This is a genomic window from Microvirga sp. GN3 (assembly GCF_055792825.1).
The window spans coordinates 13,152-29,632 of record NZ_JBVVAK010000099.1 but is presented as its reverse complement, the minus strand read 5'-3'; the positions used below and the strand labels follow the sequence as shown (position 1 = coordinate 29,632).

Genomic DNA, 16,481 nt, shown 5'->3' with positions numbered 1-16,481 from the left:
GGTTGGCTTACCCAGACAATGCGGCTCCATCTTCGCCCACTGGGCATCCGTCAATACATAGCGATCCATCAAGAGCTTGAATCATAAGCCCAAACTCTCGTGAATCCCCACAGACCTTAGAACGCGCAACTCGGAATTGTGTAAATAGCATAAACGCAAAAAACCAACGGAAACCCAAAGAGCGGTCATTGACATTAAAACGACGTGTGCCGTCTCTTATCTGAAATTTGATATAAACATCATGCTCTTGGGTTTTCTGCTTTTCGCCCTTAGCATCTTGTGTTTCACCTTCAACCACCTCGAATGAAATTACGACCTCCTTTCCTCTAGTATCTTCACCAAATATTTTATTCCATCTACCAAAGACCAGCTTGGTAACTGCAGAGCCTGCACGGTCCATGACGTGCTGGATCTTAGTGCGGTCATCATGTTGTCCCCATGCAGCAAGGAAGGAAAGCCACGACACCACCATTTCCTTGCCGCGAATGCGACGAACTATGTCTTTATCGATTGTGTGACCACGGCCATCGAAATCCAGTATGTCCTGGAATACCCGACGATAAAAACGATCTACTACTCCTCCCCTGTCAGTCAAAAAAATCGCTTCGGGGAAGTCGAAAATAAAAGTGGGGAAATAAGCTATATCGGGGGTATTTTTGTAAATAATGTCTCGAATCTTGGTAACCTCATCGATATTAGGGTCCCTCCATTTTCCCTGTTTCGCTCCCTTAACTTTGACAGCAGTGCGAAGGCTGAAAAAAATTAAACTTGTAATCACCGTCTTTGAATCGTTGTTGCCGTTCGAAAACAACTTCTGACGGAAAACTGCCGATATCAATTTCCAAATTGTGGGCCGCTAGAAGAGATTTAGCAATCAGTTGCTTATCAGCGGCAGTTACAGATAGAGTGGCCGAAACAGACACGTCGCCTGTAAACGTGGAAATCAAGTGTCGCGGGACACGTTCCTTATAAGGCACACCTGTCCCCTCATCCCCCCTAGGAGTTCACTCGTCGCAAAGTCAGGTGAAAAGCTATGAATTGCTTCTAATACTGTTGTTTTCCCGCTCTCATTCAATCCGACTAGAGCAAAGACCGACGCTCCACCGACACTTTCAAGATTAATAGTCGTATCTTTAATGCCTTTGAAGTTTTGAATTCTGAAAGATTTATAACGCAAGTTTCGCCCCTCCCGACCACAGATATCAAGATACCGTTACGTATCTGTCAACTACCGATTGAGACTATCCACTTGCCTTCGTCTAAATGAGAACTGCCGGACCGCTGACACGTCCTTCTCAACTCTCGCCGCAAATTGGCGCTATCTCGGGCAACATTTGACAAGCTTACATGCAGCAGGAGGGCGGCCATGACGATGGAGCGAGGGGATCAGTCTTACTGGATGGGACGACCCTTGGGGCGCGAGGCGGCGATTGTTTGCGCGCTGGTTCCTCTCAAACGTCACTCCGGTCTTGATCACCCGACAAACACCCTCGCCGTCATCCCTGGGCTTGTCCCGGGGATCCACGTCTCTGCAATCTTGCCGGTCCTAAGATGTGGATGGCCGGGACTGATCCCCGGATCAAGTCCGGGGACGGCCATGACGCTTGGACCGTCTGTCGCGGATGGACGCTTCGCTCTTTGGATCGCGTCCAGGGACGGCGACAGGGAAATGGTCCATTGCGGCGAAAGGCGTGGATGGCCGGAACAAGTCCGGCCATGACGGGTGAGGCTGTTGAGGCAGAGGCGCTCTCGTGATGGGGAATGGAAGCGCTGTGGCGGAGAGTGCGAGCGTCGTCGCTCTACCGGTTCAGCATCTCATAGAGGTCGTCCCAATCCGGGTTCATGCCGTGAATAAGGCGGACCTTCCAGGCGCGGGGCCAGTGCTTGATAGTTTTCTCGCGCTGGATTGCGTCGCGAATGTCCTCGAAGCGCTCGTACCAGACGAGGTGCTTGAGGCCATATTGCTTGGTGAAGCCGTCGATGAGGCCTTCGCGGTGCTGCCATATGCGGCGGGACAGGTCGCTCGTCACGCCGCAATAGAGCGTGCCGTTGCGCCGGTTGGTCATGATGTAAACCCAGCCGCCCTTCTGCATCGGACGATGATACTCAGGCGCATCAACCACTCCACCGTCATGGCCGTGCTCGTCACGGCCATCCACGTCTTTTTGCGCGGATTAAGACCTGGATCCCCGGGACAAGCCCGGGGATGACGGCGGAGGATGCACTTCAATTCCCTATAGCCGCGATGGGAGCGTCCTATCGAGCCTCATCCGCCGACGAACCACCCCTTCCCCGCCCCGAACCATTCCACTCCGCAAACTCCGCCACCAGCTCCATGAACCGCTCGTCCGAAGGATCGGTTTCGAAGCTGTGAACGGCTGATGTCGTCGCCCAGGGCAGCTTCTCGCCCGTGTACATTTCGACATAGGGCGGAAACTCTCCTGCATCCTCCAGCATGGCGGTGCGCACGTTGACGAATTCGTCCAGGCCCTCGGGCCGGGTGAAGAGCCAGCTCATGCAATGCGGGCAGAAGAAGTGGCGCGTGGCGCCGTGAAGGCCGCCGATCACGGGTTCGCCCTGCACCACCTCGAAGTTTTGGCTGGGATAAAGAACGCTCAACGAGAAGGCGCTGGCGGTCATGCGCTGGCAGCCCGTGCAGTGACAGGCCATGGTGACGATGGGTGCGCCATGCACGCGAAACCGCACCTGACCGCAACGGCATTCGCCGTTCCGTGTTCCGTCCTGATCCGCCATCGCGTCGTCGTTTCGTCTTCGTCGTCTCACGCGGCCTGCCGCATCGCTTTCTCGATCACGGCGAAAATTCTTTCATCCGTGCACTGGGCTACGTTGAAGCGCATGAAATTTTTCGCCGTCTGCAACGCGCTGAAAACGTTGCCGGGCGCGAGCACGATGCCCTCGTTCAGCGCATGGCGCGCCACGTCGGCCGCATCGATTCCGTCCGGCATTCGGCACCAGACGAGCATGCCGGCCTTCGGCACGACCCAAGGCTCGATACCGAGGGAGCGCAGGCGCGCGATGGTCACCGCCATGGCTCTTGAGAGCCGCGTGCGCAGGGCCTCCATGTATTTGCGGTAGCCGCTGCTGCTTAAGACGCTCAGCACAATCTCCTCCGACAGGCGGCTGCTGGCAAAGCCGGTGGCGATGCGCAGATCCGTGAGCTTCTCGATCCAGTCCGGCTTTGCGGCGATGTAGCCGCAGCGGAAGGATGCCGAGAGGGTTTTGGAGAAGCTGCCGATCCGCACGACGCGGTCGAGCCCGTCGAGGGCCGCAAGACGCGCCGCCGGCTCCGTTTCGAAATCGGCGAAAATGTCGTCCTCGATGACGATCAGATCGTGGTCCTCGGCGAGCTTGAGGAGCTTGTGCGCCGTGCCGGCGGAAAGCGTGGCGCCCGTCGGATTGTGCAGGCCGGAATTGGTGATGTAGAGGCGCGGACGATGCCGGACGAGCGCCTGCTCGAACAACTCCAGGTTCGGCCCCGTCGGCGTATAGGGAATGCCGACCACGACGGCCTGCTGGGCGCGCAATAGCGCGAGGAAGTTGAAGTAGCACGGGTCGTCGACCAGCACGACGTCTCCGGGCTGGATCAGCAGCCGGCATACCAGATCGATCGCCTGCGTGCCTGCATCCGTCAGCAGGATCTGGTCGGGCAGCGCCGGGAACCCCTGCTCGGCCATGCGCCGCGACAGGAACTGGCGCAAGGTACTGAGGCCCAGCGGCGTACCGTAATCCGTGAGGCCGGCGATGTCCTTCGAGCGGGCGAGGCTGCGCAGAGCGCGGCGGATCTCCTCCTCCGGCATCCAGGCGCTGGGAAGCCAGCCGCAGCCGGGCTTGAGCACCTCGTCCTTCGCCTCCAGCGATTGCCGCGAGACCCAGAACGGATCGATGGCGCGGTCGAGACGTGGTGCGAGTTCCGTCAGCGACAGGGGCGCGAGCGGGGCGGCGCTATAGAAGCCGGCACCGGGCCGGGAGCGGATGACGCCTTCCGCCGCCAGCCGGTCATAGGCCTCCACCACGGTGGATTTCGACACCTGCATGGTGCGGGCAACATTGCGGATGGAGGGAAGCTTCGCGCCGGGCGTGAGCGAGCGGTTTGAGATCTGGCCGCGGATCGAGAGCATGACGCGCTCGACCAGCGTTCCATCGGGCTTGAGCGTCGAGAGATCGTCCACTGTACCGCCCCTTGTTCCATGACAGTTCGGCAAGATTGTACTGCACTGTCTCTGGAAAAGCGATGCCTTTCCGATGAAATCGGAGCATGGAGGCGAGCATGGACAAGACGACAGAGGGTTGGGTCAGCGGCTTTCTTGGGGTGCTGATCTTCAGCGGCTCCCTGCCGGCGACGCGCGTTGCAGTTTTCGATTTCGACCCGCTGTTTCTGACCGTCGCGCGGGCGACCGTCGCAGGTTTGTTGGGTGCGGCGCTTCTGTTAAGCCTGCGTGAGAGGCGGCCCGAACGCCGCGATCTCCTGTCGCTTGCCATCGTCTCAGCCGGCGTGGTGATCGGCTTTCCGCTGCTCACCGCGCTCGCGCTTCAGCATATCACCACCGCGCATTCCATCGTCTTCGTCGGCCTGCTTCCTCTGTCGACAGCGATCTTCGGCGTCATCCGGGGCAGCGAGCGGCCGCGGCCGGCCTTCTGGATCTTCTCAGGCATCGGCGGCGCGCTGGTGGCCGGCTTCGCCCTGGTCCAGAGCGGCTCGGCCTCTTCCATCGGCGACCTGCTGATGCTGGGCGCCATCGTGCTGTGCGGCCTCGGCTATGCGGAAGGCGCGAGCCTCGCGCGGCGCCTGGGGGGATGGCAGGTCATCTCCTGGGCGCTGGTGTTGTCGCTACCCGTCACTGTCGGGCTCACGCTTTTCACGCTGCCCGCCTCCTGGAGCGGAATCGGCCTCCCCGCCTGGCTCGGGCTGGCTTACGTCTCGCTGTTCTCTATGCTGATCGGCTTCGTGTTCTGGTATCGCGGCCTGGCGCTGGGCGGCATCGCGGGCGTGGGCCAATTGCAGTTGCTCCAGCCCTTCTTCGGTTTCGTCCTGTCGGCTCTGCTTCTGAACGAGGCTGTCGGCTGGTCGATGATCGCCGTCACCCTCGCGGTGATTGGCTGTGTGGCCGGTGCGAAGCGCTTCGCAAAACCGCCTGAGGCCAAGGCTGGACTTGCAATCGCATCGCGATAAGCCGCATCGACTTGCACGAAAAAGCAAATGGCCGGGACAAACCCGGCCATGCGACAGTCAAAAATCCCAGCGGGCGGTGCCCGCTCAGATATGGATCACGCGGTCATAGGCATCGAGCACGCTCTCGTGCATGGTCTCGGAGAGCGTCGGGTGCGGGAAGACGGCGTGGATCAGGTCTTCTTCCGTGGTCTCGAGATTCATGGCGATCACGAAGCCCTGGATCAGCTCGGTCACTTCGGCGCCGACCATGTGGGCGCCGAGAAGCTGGCCGGTCTTCTTGTCGAAGATCGTCTTCACGAGACCCTCGGGCTCACCCAGCGCAATGGCCTTGCCGTTGCCGATGAAGGGGAAGCGGCCGATGCGGATGTCGTAGCCCTGCTCCTTCGCCTTGGCCTCGGTGAGACCGACGGAGGCGACCTGGGGATTGCAATAGGTGCAGCCCGGGATCTTCGCCTTGTCCATGGCGTGCGCGTGCAGGCCCTTGATCGTCTCGACGCAGATCACGCCCTCGTGCTCGGCCTTGTGCGCCAGCATGGGTGGGCCGGCCACGTCGCCGATGGCATAGATGCCCGGCACGTTGGTGCGGCCGACGCCATCCGTCACGATGGTGCCGCGGTCGATCTTCACCCCGAGCTTTTCGAGGCCGAGATTCTCGATGTTGCCGACGACGCCGACCGCCGAGATCATGCGCTCGGCGGTGATCGTCTGCGTGCCGCCCTTGCCGTCATCGATGGTGGCGGTGACGGAGTTCGCACCCTTCTCCACCTTCGTGACCTTGGCGCCCGAAAGAATCTTCATGCCCTGCTTCTCGAAGCGCTTGCGGGCATGAGCAGCAATCTCCGCATCCTCGACGGGGAGAATCTGCGGCAGCACCTCGACCACGGTCACCTCCGCACCCATAGTGCGGTAGAAGGAGGCGAACTCGATGCCGATGGCGCCGGAGCCCATGACGATGAGCGACTTCGGCATGGATGGCGGCACCATCGCCTCGAAATAGGTCCAGATCAGCTTGCCGTCCGGCTCGATACCGGGCAGCACGCGGGGACGCGCGCCGGTGGCGATGATGGTGTTCTTGGCCTGGTAGGTGCCGGGCTCCAGCACGCCCTTCGGCACCGGGTTCTGCGGCTGCATGGCGGCCTTCTTCGGCGCCGTGACGACAACCTCGCCGGGCTTGGAGATGTTCGCCTCGCCCCAGATCACGTCGACCTTGTTCTTCTTGAGCAGCATGCCGACGCCGCCGTTGAGACGGCCCGAGACGCCGCGCGAACGATTGACGATGGCGGCAGCATCGAAGCCGATGCCCTGAGCCGATAGGCCGTAATCTTTCGCATGCTCCATGTAGTGGTAGATCTCGGCCGAGCGCAACAGCGCCTTGGTCGGGATGCAGCCCCAGTTGAGACAGATGCCGCCGAGATGCTCGCGCTCCACGACCGCGGTCTTGAACCCGAGCTGCGCCGCGCGGATCGCGGCCACATAGCCCCCCGGCCCGCCGCCGATGACGATGATGTCGTATTGGTTTGCCATATGAGAAATCTCCCTGACTCTGAGAGCAGTACCTCAAGAGCCGGACGGCATTTGCGCCAAGAGGCCGTCAATTGTGGTTGGAGCGCCAGAACGGACGAATGGAACTTCTTGCCTACGGGCTAAACCGAAAACGTCACCACGTCTTAACTCGGTTACATATCTCCCGTATGCCTTGGTACGCATACAATCCCCACCGCCGCCACGTTGTCCCGTTACCGGATTATATGTGTTGGGGCCGTATCTGAAACAGATCCGATTCTCTGCCAGCATCATTGGACCGTTGGGCCCCTCGGCTCGGACTTCTCTACCTTGGTTCACACTCCAGGTGCCCTCCAGCACCACCTTATTGCCGGGATACCAAAGATAGATCTTCCCGTCCGTTGAGGAGTATGACACCTGGGATCCGTGGCCGAGGATGTAAGTGATCCTCGTGGAGCCGCCATAGAGCGCACGCGTCTCCTCCACGGGCGGATCGGACATAACATCCAGAGGCGGTCGCACTCCCACGCATGCAGCCACACTTGTTGCCACAGCGAGAAGGACTGCAACCTTACCCCAGATCGACATAAGGATGCTCCCCCCGCCGGCTTAAACCAGCATCCCCATCGGGTTCTCGATGAGCTGCTTGAAGGCGGCCAGGACTTCGGCACCAAGCGCGCCGTCGACCACGCGGTGATCGCAGGAGAGCGTCACGGTCATGGCCTGGACGACGGCAGGAGCGCCGTTCTTCACCACGACCCGCTGCTCGCCGGCGCCGACCGCGAGGATCGTGCCCTGGGGCGGGTTGATGACGGCCTGGAAATTCTTGATGCCGAACATGCCGAGATTCGACACTGCCGTGGAGCCGCCCTGGTATTCCTCGGGCTTGAGGCGACGCGTGCGGGCGCGGCCCGCCATGTCCTTCACCTCCGCCGAGATCGCTGTAAGCGTCTTGGTCTCGGCCTTGCGGACGACCGGGGTGAACAGGCCGCCCTCGATGGCGACCGCCACACCCACATCCGAATGCTTCATTTTCAGGATGCGATCCTCGGCCCAGACCGCATTGGCGGCCGGCACGCGCTGGAGCGCGATGGCAAGCGCCTTGATGACGAAGTCATTGACCGAGAGCTTGTAGGCCGGCTTGCCGTCCTTGTCCTTAGCCGCCGCGTTGTTGATCTGCTCGCGCAGAGCCATGAGCGCATCGAGCTCGCAATCCAGCGACAGATAGAAATGCGGCACCGTCTGCTTCGACTCGACGAGGCGCTTGGCGATGGTCTTGCGCATGCCGTCGAGAGGCACTTCCTCGTAGGTGCCTGCCTCGAACATGGCCTTGACCTGATCGGCGCCCATGCTCGGTGCGAGCTGCGGAGCCGCGGGCTTCGCAGCCGGTGCAGGAGCCGCTGCTGCAGCGGGAGCAGGTTTTGCGCCACCACCCTGGAGCGCAGCGCGCACGTCCTTCTCGACGATACGGCCTTGGGGACCGGAGCCCCGGATCGATGCGATGTCGACGCCCGCTTCCTTCGCGATGCGCTTGGCGAGCGGCGAGGCGAAGACGCGGTTACCGGCGGCCTGCCCTGCCCCGTTGGGCTTTGCGGCGGGAGCGGGCGCACTCGGAGCTGGCGCAGCCTGCGGCTGAGGCGCAGCAGCGGGAGCCGGTGCGGCTTCAGCTTTCGGCGCTGCGGCCGGAGCGGCACCGCCTGCGGCAGGAGCCGTGATGCTCTTCGGGTCCTCGCCCTCGCCTGCGATCAGCGCGATGAGCTGGTTGACGGGCACATCGGCCGTGCCCTCGGGAACGACGATCCTGGCGAGGATGCCTTCATCGACGGCTTCCACTTCCATGGTGGCCTTGTCGGTTTCGATCTCGGCGATCACATCGCCGGATTTCACCGTGTCGCCTTCCTTCTTCAGCCACTTGGCAAGGTTGCCCTTTTCCATGGTGGGAGACAGGGCGGGCATCAGGATATTGATGGGCATGGCGTTGATAGATCCTGATCTGGAAAGGATTAGTTTATGGCCTGCGTCGAGCCTGGATCGCTCGGATTATCCAACTCGGCCTGAATGCCGACGGTGATCTCGGCGAGAGCCTCCTCCTCGGAGAACTCCGTTTCCATGGCGTAGACGCGCGCGGCGTGACGGGCGAGATCCACGAGGAGCACGCCCCAGGTGAACGGATCGTCGAAGGCGCGGCGAAGCGCGATGCTTACCGCTCCATCGACCACCGAAGCCCTCAGAATCTCGACGCCGCCCTTTTCGAGGGCGTCGGGTGGAACATTGAGGGCTTCGAATTTCCGCTCAGCCATGATGTCACCTGTAGCAAACGGCCTTCGCCGCCTGCACCACTTCGGCCACCGACGGAAGCGCGAGTTTCTCGAGGTTTGCCGCATACGGCATGGGCACGTCCTTGCCGGTGACGCGGATCACGGGAGCGTCGAGATAATCGAACGCGTTCTCCATGATGCGCATGGCGATCTCGGAGCCGACGCCCGATTGCGGATAGCCTTCCTCCACCGTGACGCAGCGGCCGGTCTTCATGACCGAGGCGACGATGGTGTCGGTGTCCATCGGACGGATCGTGCGCAGGTCGATGACCTCGGCTTCGATGCCTTCCTTCGCTAGTTCCTCTGCGGCCTTGAGCGCATAGGTCATGCCGATGGAGAAAGACACGATGGTGACATCCTTGCCCTGGCGATGGATGCGCGCCTTGCCGATCGGCACCGTGAAGTCATCGAGCTTCGGCACCGGGAACGATTGGCCGTAAAGGATCTCGTTCTCCAGGAAGACGACCGGGTTCGCATCGCGGATGGCGCTCTTGAGGAGCCCCTTGGCGTCGGAAGCCGTGTAAGGCGACACGACCTTGAGGCCTGGGATCTGCGAGTACCAGGCTGCGAAATCCTGGCTGTGCTGCGCGCCCACGCGGGCGGCCGCGCCGTTCGGGCCGCGGAACACGATCGGCGCACCGAGCTGGCCGCCGGACATATACAGGGTCTTGGCGGCCGAGTTGATGATCTGGTCGATCGCCTGCATGGCGAAGTTGAAGGTCATGAACTCAACGACCGGACGCAGACCCGTGAACGCCGCACCGACGCCGACGCCGGCAAAACCGTGCTCGGTGATCGGCGTGTCGATCACGCGCTTCGGGCCGAATTCCTGCAGCAGTCCCTGGGTGACCTTATAGGCGCCCTGGTATTCGGCGACTTCCTCACCCATCACAAAGACCTTGTCGTCCTTGCGCATTTCCTCGGCCATGGCATCGCGAAGAGCTTCGCGGACGGTCATGGAGACCATCTCGGTGCCTTCCGGGATCTCCGCCATGGCGTCGTGCGCGGTGCGGGTCTGGATCAGGTAAGGAGCAGCCGGCTCCGCCACCGGCTTTGCATCGGTGCCCGGAATCGAATCCGGCGACGGCCGGTCGGCCATGCCTTCGCGCTGCATGTCGGGCGTCGGGGCGGCTTGAGCCTCCTGCGCCGGAGCCGCCGGTGCCTTCGCCGACGCAGCGGCGGCGGAGACATCCTCACCTTCGCCCGCAAGAATCGCGATGGGAGTGTTCACAGCGACATTGTCGGTGCCGTCGGAAACCAGGATCTTGGCGAGGACGCCTTCGTCGATCGCCTCGACCTCCATGGTCGCCTTGTCGGTCTCGATTTCGGCCAGCACGTCACCGGGCTTGACCTGATCGCCTTCTTTTTTCAGCCACTTGGCCAGTTTGCCCTGCTCCATGGTGGGAGAAAGGGCAGGCATGAGAATATCGATCGCCATTAAAAGACTCGTTTCGATTGTCGCAGCGGCGAGATTCGGGGAAGAGCGACGCCAACGCGCCGCTTACAGAAGGATATCCGTGTAGAGCTCGGACGGATCGGGCTCGGGATCGTGCGTGGCGAACTCGGCCGCCTCGTTGACGATCTCGCGCACCTTGCTGTCGATGGCCTTCAGCTCGTCCTCCGACAGCTTCCATGTCTCCAGCAGACGACGGCGCACCTGCTCGATCGGATCGTACTCTTCGCGCATGCGAGTCACTTCGTCCTTCGTGCGATACTTCGCCGGATCGGACATGGAGTGGCCGCGGTAGCGGTAAGTCTGCATCTCGAGGATATACGGGCCCTTGCCGGAGCGGGCGTGCTCGATGGCGCGGCGACCAGCGGCATAGACCGCGCGAACGTCCATGCCGTCCACCTGCTCGCCCGGAATGCCGAAGGACAAACCACGCTTCGAGAAATCGGTCTGCGCGGAAGCGCGCGTGACGGCCGTGCCCATAGCATAGCGGTTGTTCTCGATCACATAGACAACCGGCAGCTTCCAGAGCGCTGCCATGTTGAAGCTCTCGTAGACCTGCCCCTGGTTGGCAGCGCCGTCACCGAAATAGGTCAGGCAGACATTGCCGTTGTCGCGATAATGGTTGGCGAACGCGATGCCGGTGCCGAGCGACACCTGGGCGCCGACGATGCCGTGGCCGCCATAGAAATGCTTCTCCTTGGAGAACATGTGCATGGAGCCGCCCTTGCCCTTCGACAGACCGCCGCGGCGTCCCGTCAATTCGGCCATGACACCCTTCGCATCCATGCCGCAGGCGAGCATGTGACCGTGATCGCGATAACCGGTGATCACCTGGTCGCCATCTTTCGTCGTCATCTGCATGCCGACGACGACAGCCTCCTGGCCGATGTAGAGGTGACAGAAACCACCGATCAGGCCCATGCCGTACATCTGGCCGGACTTCTCCTCGAAGCGCCGGATCAGAAGCATGTCGTAATAGGCCGACTGGTCCTGGTTCTTGTCGAATTGTGGGGTGTTGGGGGCAGCTCCGCGATTGGAGCCTTTGCTGGAAGTAGTCTTGTTAGCCGTGCCTACACCGGCACGGCCCGCCTTGCGGGCAGCAACAGCCATCGGGTCCTCCGAAGGGTTTCCTCGACGAAAGTTGTAGCGCAGTCGGAATCGGAAATCGAGAGCCCCAAAAGGTGTTTTGCGCTGCACAATAAAACGCGCAAGCCAATGAAAAATCTTCGTTATTTTCGATCAACTGAAATTCAGTTAAGCAGAACTTTTAAGTTATTATTAATTATGGTCCCGTGATGATCACGAGGTCGTTCCTGTGCACACGTCCTAACATTACACGCGCCCTTTCTTCGAGCAGATCGCGGTCGATCTGATCGCTCCGAAGCAGCGCGATGCGACGCTCCCAATCGGAGCGCTGTGTCTTTAAACCGTCGAGCTCCGCGGAAAGTTCGGCGACCTGTGCTTCATACTTTTGTTGGGCCTCGATACCGCGCGCTCCGCTGTGTGCATGATGCACGAAGTATGCAGCGACAGCCGCGGAGATGCTGTAGAGCACCAGCGGAATCAGAAATCGTCGTGCGCGTCTGCGGATTACCATGGCGTGAGTCTTACAGCGACATGGTTAAGGAGGCGTTAGAGGTTGCGCACACTTCATCTCCAACCCTCGCCGTCATCCCCGGACTTGTTCCGGGGATCCACGTCTTTGCAAGGTCGCGTTTCCTAAAGACGTGGATGGCCGCAACGAGTGCGGCCATGACGATGAGCAGAAAAGAAAAAGCCGCCTCGCGGCGGCTTTCTCGGTGCATCGATATAACTCGAACTCAACCCAGCGCCTTCAACGCCGCGCGGCCTGCGTACCTCGCCTGATCGCCCAACTCTTCCTCGATGCGGATGAGCTGGTTGTACTTGGCCGTCCGGTCCGAACGGGCGAGCGAGCCGGTCTTGATCTGCCCGCAATTGGTTGCAACGGCGAGATCCGCAATGGTGGAATCCTCCGTCTCGCCCGAGCGGTGCGACATGACGGCGGTGTAGCCGGCACGGTGAGCCATCTCGACGGCGGCGAGCGTCTCGGTGAGCGAACCGATCTGGTTCACCTTCACGAGGAGCGAGTTCGCGACGCCCTTCTTGATGCCCTCCGACAGACGATCCACGTTGGTGACGAAGAGGTCGTCGCCCACGAGCTGGCACTTGTTGCCGATGAGATCCGTCACGGCCTTCCAGCCCTCCCAGTCGTCCTCGGACATGCCGTCCTCGATGGTGGCGATGGGATAGGCGGAGACGAGCTTCGCCAGATACTCGGCCTGTTGCTGCGGGTTGAATTTCTGGCCCGTACCCTCATAGACATAAGCGCCGTTCTTGAAGAACTCGGTGGCCGCGCAGTCGAGGCCGAGCACGATGTCCTGGCCCGGCTTGTAACCGGCCTGCTCGATGGACTTCATGATGAAGTCGAGGGCGGCCTCGGCGGAAGGCAGGTTCGGGGCGAAGCCGCCTTCGTCACCCACATTGGTGTTGTGGCCGGCATCCTTGAGCGCCTTCTTGAGGGTGTGGAACACCTCGGCGCCCATGCGCACGGCCTCGGCCAGCGTCGGCGCGCCGACGGGCAAGATCATGAATTCCTGGAAGTCGATCGGATTGTCCGCGTGGGCGCCGCCGTTGATGATGTTCATCATCGGCACAGGCAGAACGCGGGCCTGCGTGCCGCCCACATAGCGATAGAGAGGCAGGGTCGAGGCCTCGGCCGCGGCTTTGGCGACCGCCAGCGACACGCCGAGAATGGCATTGGCGCCGAGGCGGGCCTTGTTCGGGGTGCCGTCGAGTTCGATCATGGTCTCGTCGATGGCGATCTGCTCCTCCGCATCCATGCCGCCGATGGCATCGAGAATCTCGTTGTTGACCGCGTCCACGGCCTTGAGCACGCCCTTGCCGAGATAGACCGATTTGTCGCCGTCGCGCAGTTCGACCGCCTCGTGGGCGCCGGTGGAGGCGCCGGAGGGCACGGCGGCGCGGCCCATGGAGCCGTCTTCGAGGGTCACATCCACCTCGACGGTGGGATTGCCCCGGCTGTCGAGGATCTGGCGGGCGAAAACGTCGATAATCGCTGTCATTGAGCGGGCTCCTGCTGGCTGAAGTGCCGCTATTTCCGCCCGTGCGACGGGTGCGGCCTCAAGTCATGAATTGGCTTATTGACCGAAATGCCCATGTGAGCAAGGACGGCAAGAGCTTTCCCTTTATCAATCCAAGGTCAATTCCAGATGACGGAAACCACCCTCCAGCTCGGCCACGTCAGTGCCCAGCCCCAATCCCCCGAGGAAGCGCAGCTCGATCGGGTGCCGAACCCGCATCAGGATACGGACTACCTCGCCCGCTTCACGGTGCCGGAATTCACGTCCCTCTGCCCGGTCACGGGCCAGCCAGATTTTGCGATCCTGGTGATCGATTACGTGCCGGGACCGTGGCTGGTCGAGTCGAAGTCGCTCAAGCTCTATATGCACAGCTTCCGCAACCACGGCGCCTTCCACGAGGATTGCACGGTCGCTATCGGCAAGCGGCTCGCAGATCTGCTCGAGCCGCGCTACCTGCGGATCGGCGGCTACTGGTACCCGCGGGGCGGCATCCCCATCGACGTGTTCTGGCAGACGGGCGAGCTGCCGAAGAACCTGTGGCTGCCCGACCAGGGCGTGGCGCCCTACCGCGCCCGTTGAGCCGCAGGCTTGGTCAGGACGTACGAAGCGGTCAGACCGACGCCAACGATGATCAGGGCGGCGATTCCCGTCGCTCCGGTCAGCCCGATGTTGCGCAGGCCGAAACCCATGAGGACGACACCGAGCGCCTGACCGCAGAAGAACGAGAAGGCATGGAGCGCGACCGCTGAGGCGCGCGCGTTGGGCGCCACTTCCGTCACCTGGGCCTGGAAGGTGTTGTGGAGCATGTAGAAGCCCAGCCCCATCAGCAGAAGGGCGAATGCATCGAGCTTCCAGTCGCCGCCGAGACCCAGAACGACGAGCGCAGCCCCGGCAAAGAAGCCTCCGCCCATGAGGATTTTGCCGATGCCGAGGCGCCTCAGCATCCAGGTGACGAGGGCCGAATAGATCAGGCCACCAATGGCAAAGCCGCCGATGGCGAAGCCGGCCTCCGCAGCCCCGCCCCCACCGCGCTCCTCCAACAGCGGCGCCACATAGGGGAAGATGCCGAAGATCGCGATGGCTTCGACGAAGACGGAGCCGAAGAGGAACAAGGCGCGCGGGTTGGAGAGGATATCCCGGTAGCGCAGGATGGCCGTGCGCGGATCGAATTGGCCGCCTGGCAACGCGCCTCTGAAGCCGATGACTGTCGCGGCAAGCGCCAATGCCATCATGATGGAGGAAAGGCCGAATACCCCTCGCCAGCCGATCAGCTCCGCCAGAAGCCCTGCGAAAGACGATCCGGCGAGCTGGCCAATGATGACAGCAACGAGATAGCGGCTCAGCGCGATTTGGCGTCGGGCCATCTCGACCCGGTCGCCGATCAGCGCGATCGAGAGCGGCACCGCTCCGCCTGCGGCCGCGCCGGCGATGATGCGGAGGGTGAACAGCGTTTCCACGTTCGGCGCGAAGATGGAGCCGGCCAGAGCCAGAAAGAGCAGCGCCAGCGCCACCTTCATGACGCGCTCCTTTCCGAGCGCGTCGCCGACAGGTCCCAACACCGGCTGGATGAAGGCATAGGGCAGCGCGAAAGCAGCCGAGAGAAGCGCGATGGTCTGCGGCGTGGAGCTTAAGTCCCGGGCAATGACCCCGACCATCGGCTCGACCGCGCGGCCGGAGAACGTGCTCGCGAAGCCGCTGGTGGCGAGGATCAGGATCAGGTTGCGGGAGGACATGGCATCCTAACGAATGAGGCCGTGAAGGGAGCTCAGGCTCCTTATCACGGCCTCATCTCAATACGAGGAACAGGAACGCAGACCTGACCTCTTCAAAAGGCATGGGAAACGGAATTAGACCGCCCTGCCCTTGGCCAGCGCATCGAAAGCCTTGAGCTGCGCCAGCAATCCCTCAAGCTCCTTCAACGGAACCATGTTGGGGCCGTCGGAAGGAGCCTTGTCCGGGTCCTGGTGCGTCTCGATGAAGACGCCGGCCACGCCGACCGCGACGGCGGCGCGGGCCAGCACCGGCACGTATTCCCGCTGACCGCCCGAAGTGGTGCCTTTGCCGCCGGGCTGCTGCACGGAATGGGTGGCATCGAAAATCACCGGAGCGCCGGTCTCGGCCATGATCGGCAGGGAGCGCATGTCGGAAACGAGCGTGTTGTAGCCGAAGGAGGCGCCGCGCTCGGTCAGCATCACATTGGGATTGCCCGCAGCCGTCACCTTGGCGGCGACATTCGCCATGTCCCAGGGTGCCAGGAACTGGCCTTTCTTCACATTGACCACCCGGCCCGTCTTGGCAGCCGCTACGAGCAGGTCCGTCTGGCGGCAGAGGAAGGCCGGGATCTGAAGGATATCGACCACCTCGCCGACAGGCGCACATTGGTCGTTCTCGTGCACATCGGTGATGACCGGCAGCCCGTACTTCTCCTTCACCTCGGCGAAGATCGTAAGGGCCTTGTCCAGCCCGAGGCCGCGGGCACTGGAGATGGACGTCCGGTTCGCCTTGTCGAAGGAGGACTTATAGACGAGACCCAGGCCGAGCTTCCCGGCGATCTCCTTGAGCGCGGCAGCCATTTCAAGCGCGTGGTCGCGGCTTTCCATGGCGCAGGGCCCGGCGATGATGCTGAGCGGCAGGTGATTGCCGAAGCGGACGGAGCCGGCCTCGACGACGGTTGGAGTTTGTTTGGTATCGGTCATGCGCCGTCTCTAGCCTTTCTCAGACGGCAAGCAAAGCGACTCCGTGCATGCCACCTCGTCACTGGACGTCGCGGTGAAGGCAGTCGGCTTGTCAGCTCTTAACCAAGGGCGACAGAGGATATTTCCTCCGACGAATTGTCGATTTACTTTAGGTCATCTTTAAAACAAGATGCTATCTACATGGAAAGAATAAGAAAT

General features: G+C 61.7%; 16 protein-coding genes. 2 read left to right on the top strand and 14 right to left on the bottom strand.

Features of this window, described 5'->3' with window-relative positions:
• Positions 1-7 precede the first annotated feature (7 nt).
• From ACS5Q1_RS32655 to ACS5Q1_RS32635, 5 genes are all read right to left on the bottom strand, one after another.
• Entirely contained in the window at positions 8-778 is a 771-nt protein-coding gene (locus ACS5Q1_RS32655) for a hypothetical protein (RefSeq protein ID WP_473102114.1), read from the bottom strand.
• Positions 779-943: 165 nt separating this feature from the next.
• On the bottom strand, positions 944-1,177 hold the full coding sequence (locus ACS5Q1_RS32650) for an AAA family ATPase (protein WP_473102113.1): 234 nt from the start codon (positions 1,175-1,177) through the stop codon (positions 944-946).
• Between the two features lie 622 nt (positions 1,178-1,799).
• Positions 1,800-2,093: a GIY-YIG nuclease family protein gene (locus tag ACS5Q1_RS32645; protein ID WP_473102115.1), complete on the bottom strand. Its 294-nt coding sequence runs from the start codon at positions 2,091-2,093 to the stop codon at positions 1,800-1,802.
• A 163-nt stretch (positions 2,094-2,256) separates the two neighbouring features.
• Positions 2,257-2,754, bottom strand: a complete 498-nt coding sequence (locus ACS5Q1_RS32640; RefSeq protein ID WP_473102112.1) for a GFA family protein — start codon at positions 2,752-2,754, stop codon at positions 2,257-2,259.
• Positions 2,755-2,780: 26 nt separating this feature from the next.
• A complete protein-coding gene (locus ACS5Q1_RS32635) occupies positions 2,781-4,190 on the bottom strand; it encodes an aminotransferase-like domain-containing protein (protein ID WP_473102111.1) in 1,410 nt (469 codons plus the stop codon).
• 98 nt (positions 4,191-4,288) lie between these two features.
• Here ACS5Q1_RS32635 and ACS5Q1_RS32630 point away from each other — a divergent pair, with 98 nt between their 5' ends.
• Entirely contained in the window at positions 4,289-5,191 is a 903-nt protein-coding gene (locus ACS5Q1_RS32630; RefSeq protein WP_473102110.1) for a DMT family transporter, read from the top strand.
• An 84-nt stretch (positions 5,192-5,275) separates the two neighbouring features.
• Here the strand turns inward: ACS5Q1_RS32630 and lpdA are convergent, their stop codons facing one another.
• From lpdA to eno, 7 genes are all read right to left on the bottom strand, one after another.
• Complete coding sequence (lpdA, locus tag ACS5Q1_RS32625) at positions 5,276-6,715, bottom strand: dihydrolipoyl dehydrogenase (protein WP_473102109.1); 1,440 nt, start codon at positions 6,713-6,715, stop codon at positions 5,276-5,278.
• Between the two features lie 588 nt (positions 6,716-7,303).
• The gene (locus ACS5Q1_RS32620) at positions 7,304-8,668 is read right to left on the bottom strand and encodes a pyruvate dehydrogenase complex dihydrolipoamide acetyltransferase (RefSeq protein ID WP_473102108.1); all 1,365 of its coding nucleotides are present in this window, start codon (positions 8,666-8,668) and stop codon (positions 7,304-7,306) included.
• A 29-nt stretch (positions 8,669-8,697) separates the two neighbouring features.
• Complete coding sequence (locus ACS5Q1_RS32615) at positions 8,698-8,994, bottom strand: DUF5076 domain-containing protein (RefSeq protein WP_473102107.1); 297 nt, start codon at positions 8,992-8,994, stop codon at positions 8,698-8,700.
• 4 nt (positions 8,995-8,998) lie between these two features.
• Positions 8,999-10,450 carry a pyruvate dehydrogenase complex E1 component subunit beta gene (locus ACS5Q1_RS32610; RefSeq protein ID WP_473102106.1) on the bottom strand — a complete coding sequence of 484 codons (1,452 nt, stop codon included), beginning with the start codon at positions 10,448-10,450 and terminating at the stop codon, positions 8,999-9,001.
• A 63-nt stretch (positions 10,451-10,513) separates the two neighbouring features.
• On the bottom strand, positions 10,514-11,575 hold the full coding sequence (pdhA, locus tag ACS5Q1_RS32605; protein WP_473102105.1) for a pyruvate dehydrogenase (acetyl-transferring) E1 component subunit alpha: 1,062 nt from the start codon (positions 11,573-11,575) through the stop codon (positions 10,514-10,516).
• Between the two features lie 172 nt (positions 11,576-11,747).
• Positions 11,748-12,062 (bottom strand): FtsB family cell division protein, encoded by a 315-nt coding sequence (locus ACS5Q1_RS32600; RefSeq protein ID WP_203439528.1) that lies wholly within the window; start codon positions 12,060-12,062, stop codon positions 11,748-11,750.
• A 223-nt stretch (positions 12,063-12,285) separates the two neighbouring features.
• Positions 12,286-13,569 (bottom strand): phosphopyruvate hydratase, encoded by a 1,284-nt coding sequence (gene eno, locus ACS5Q1_RS32595; RefSeq protein WP_473102104.1) that lies wholly within the window; start codon positions 13,567-13,569, stop codon positions 12,286-12,288.
• Positions 13,570-13,716: 147 nt separating this feature from the next.
• Here eno and queF point away from each other — a divergent pair, with 147 nt between their 5' ends.
• Positions 13,717-14,166, top strand: a complete 450-nt coding sequence (gene queF / locus ACS5Q1_RS32590) for a preQ(1) synthase (protein WP_203439530.1) — start codon at positions 13,717-13,719, stop codon at positions 14,164-14,166.
• On the opposite strand, the gene ACS5Q1_RS32585 is transcribed toward queF, so the two are convergent.
• Together ACS5Q1_RS32585 and kdsA are read right to left on the bottom strand one after the other, a co-directional pair.
• A complete protein-coding gene (locus ACS5Q1_RS32585) occupies positions 14,151-15,320 on the bottom strand; it encodes an MFS transporter (RefSeq protein ID WP_473102103.1) in 1,170 nt (389 codons plus the stop codon). The two genes, queF and ACS5Q1_RS32585, sit on opposite strands and share 16 nt — an antisense overlap.
• 114 nt (positions 15,321-15,434) lie before the next feature.
• Positions 15,435-16,283, bottom strand: a complete 849-nt coding sequence (kdsA, locus tag ACS5Q1_RS32580) for a 3-deoxy-8-phosphooctulonate synthase (protein ID WP_473102102.1) — start codon at positions 16,281-16,283, stop codon at positions 15,435-15,437.
• Between the last annotated feature and the right edge of the window lie 198 nt (positions 16,284-16,481).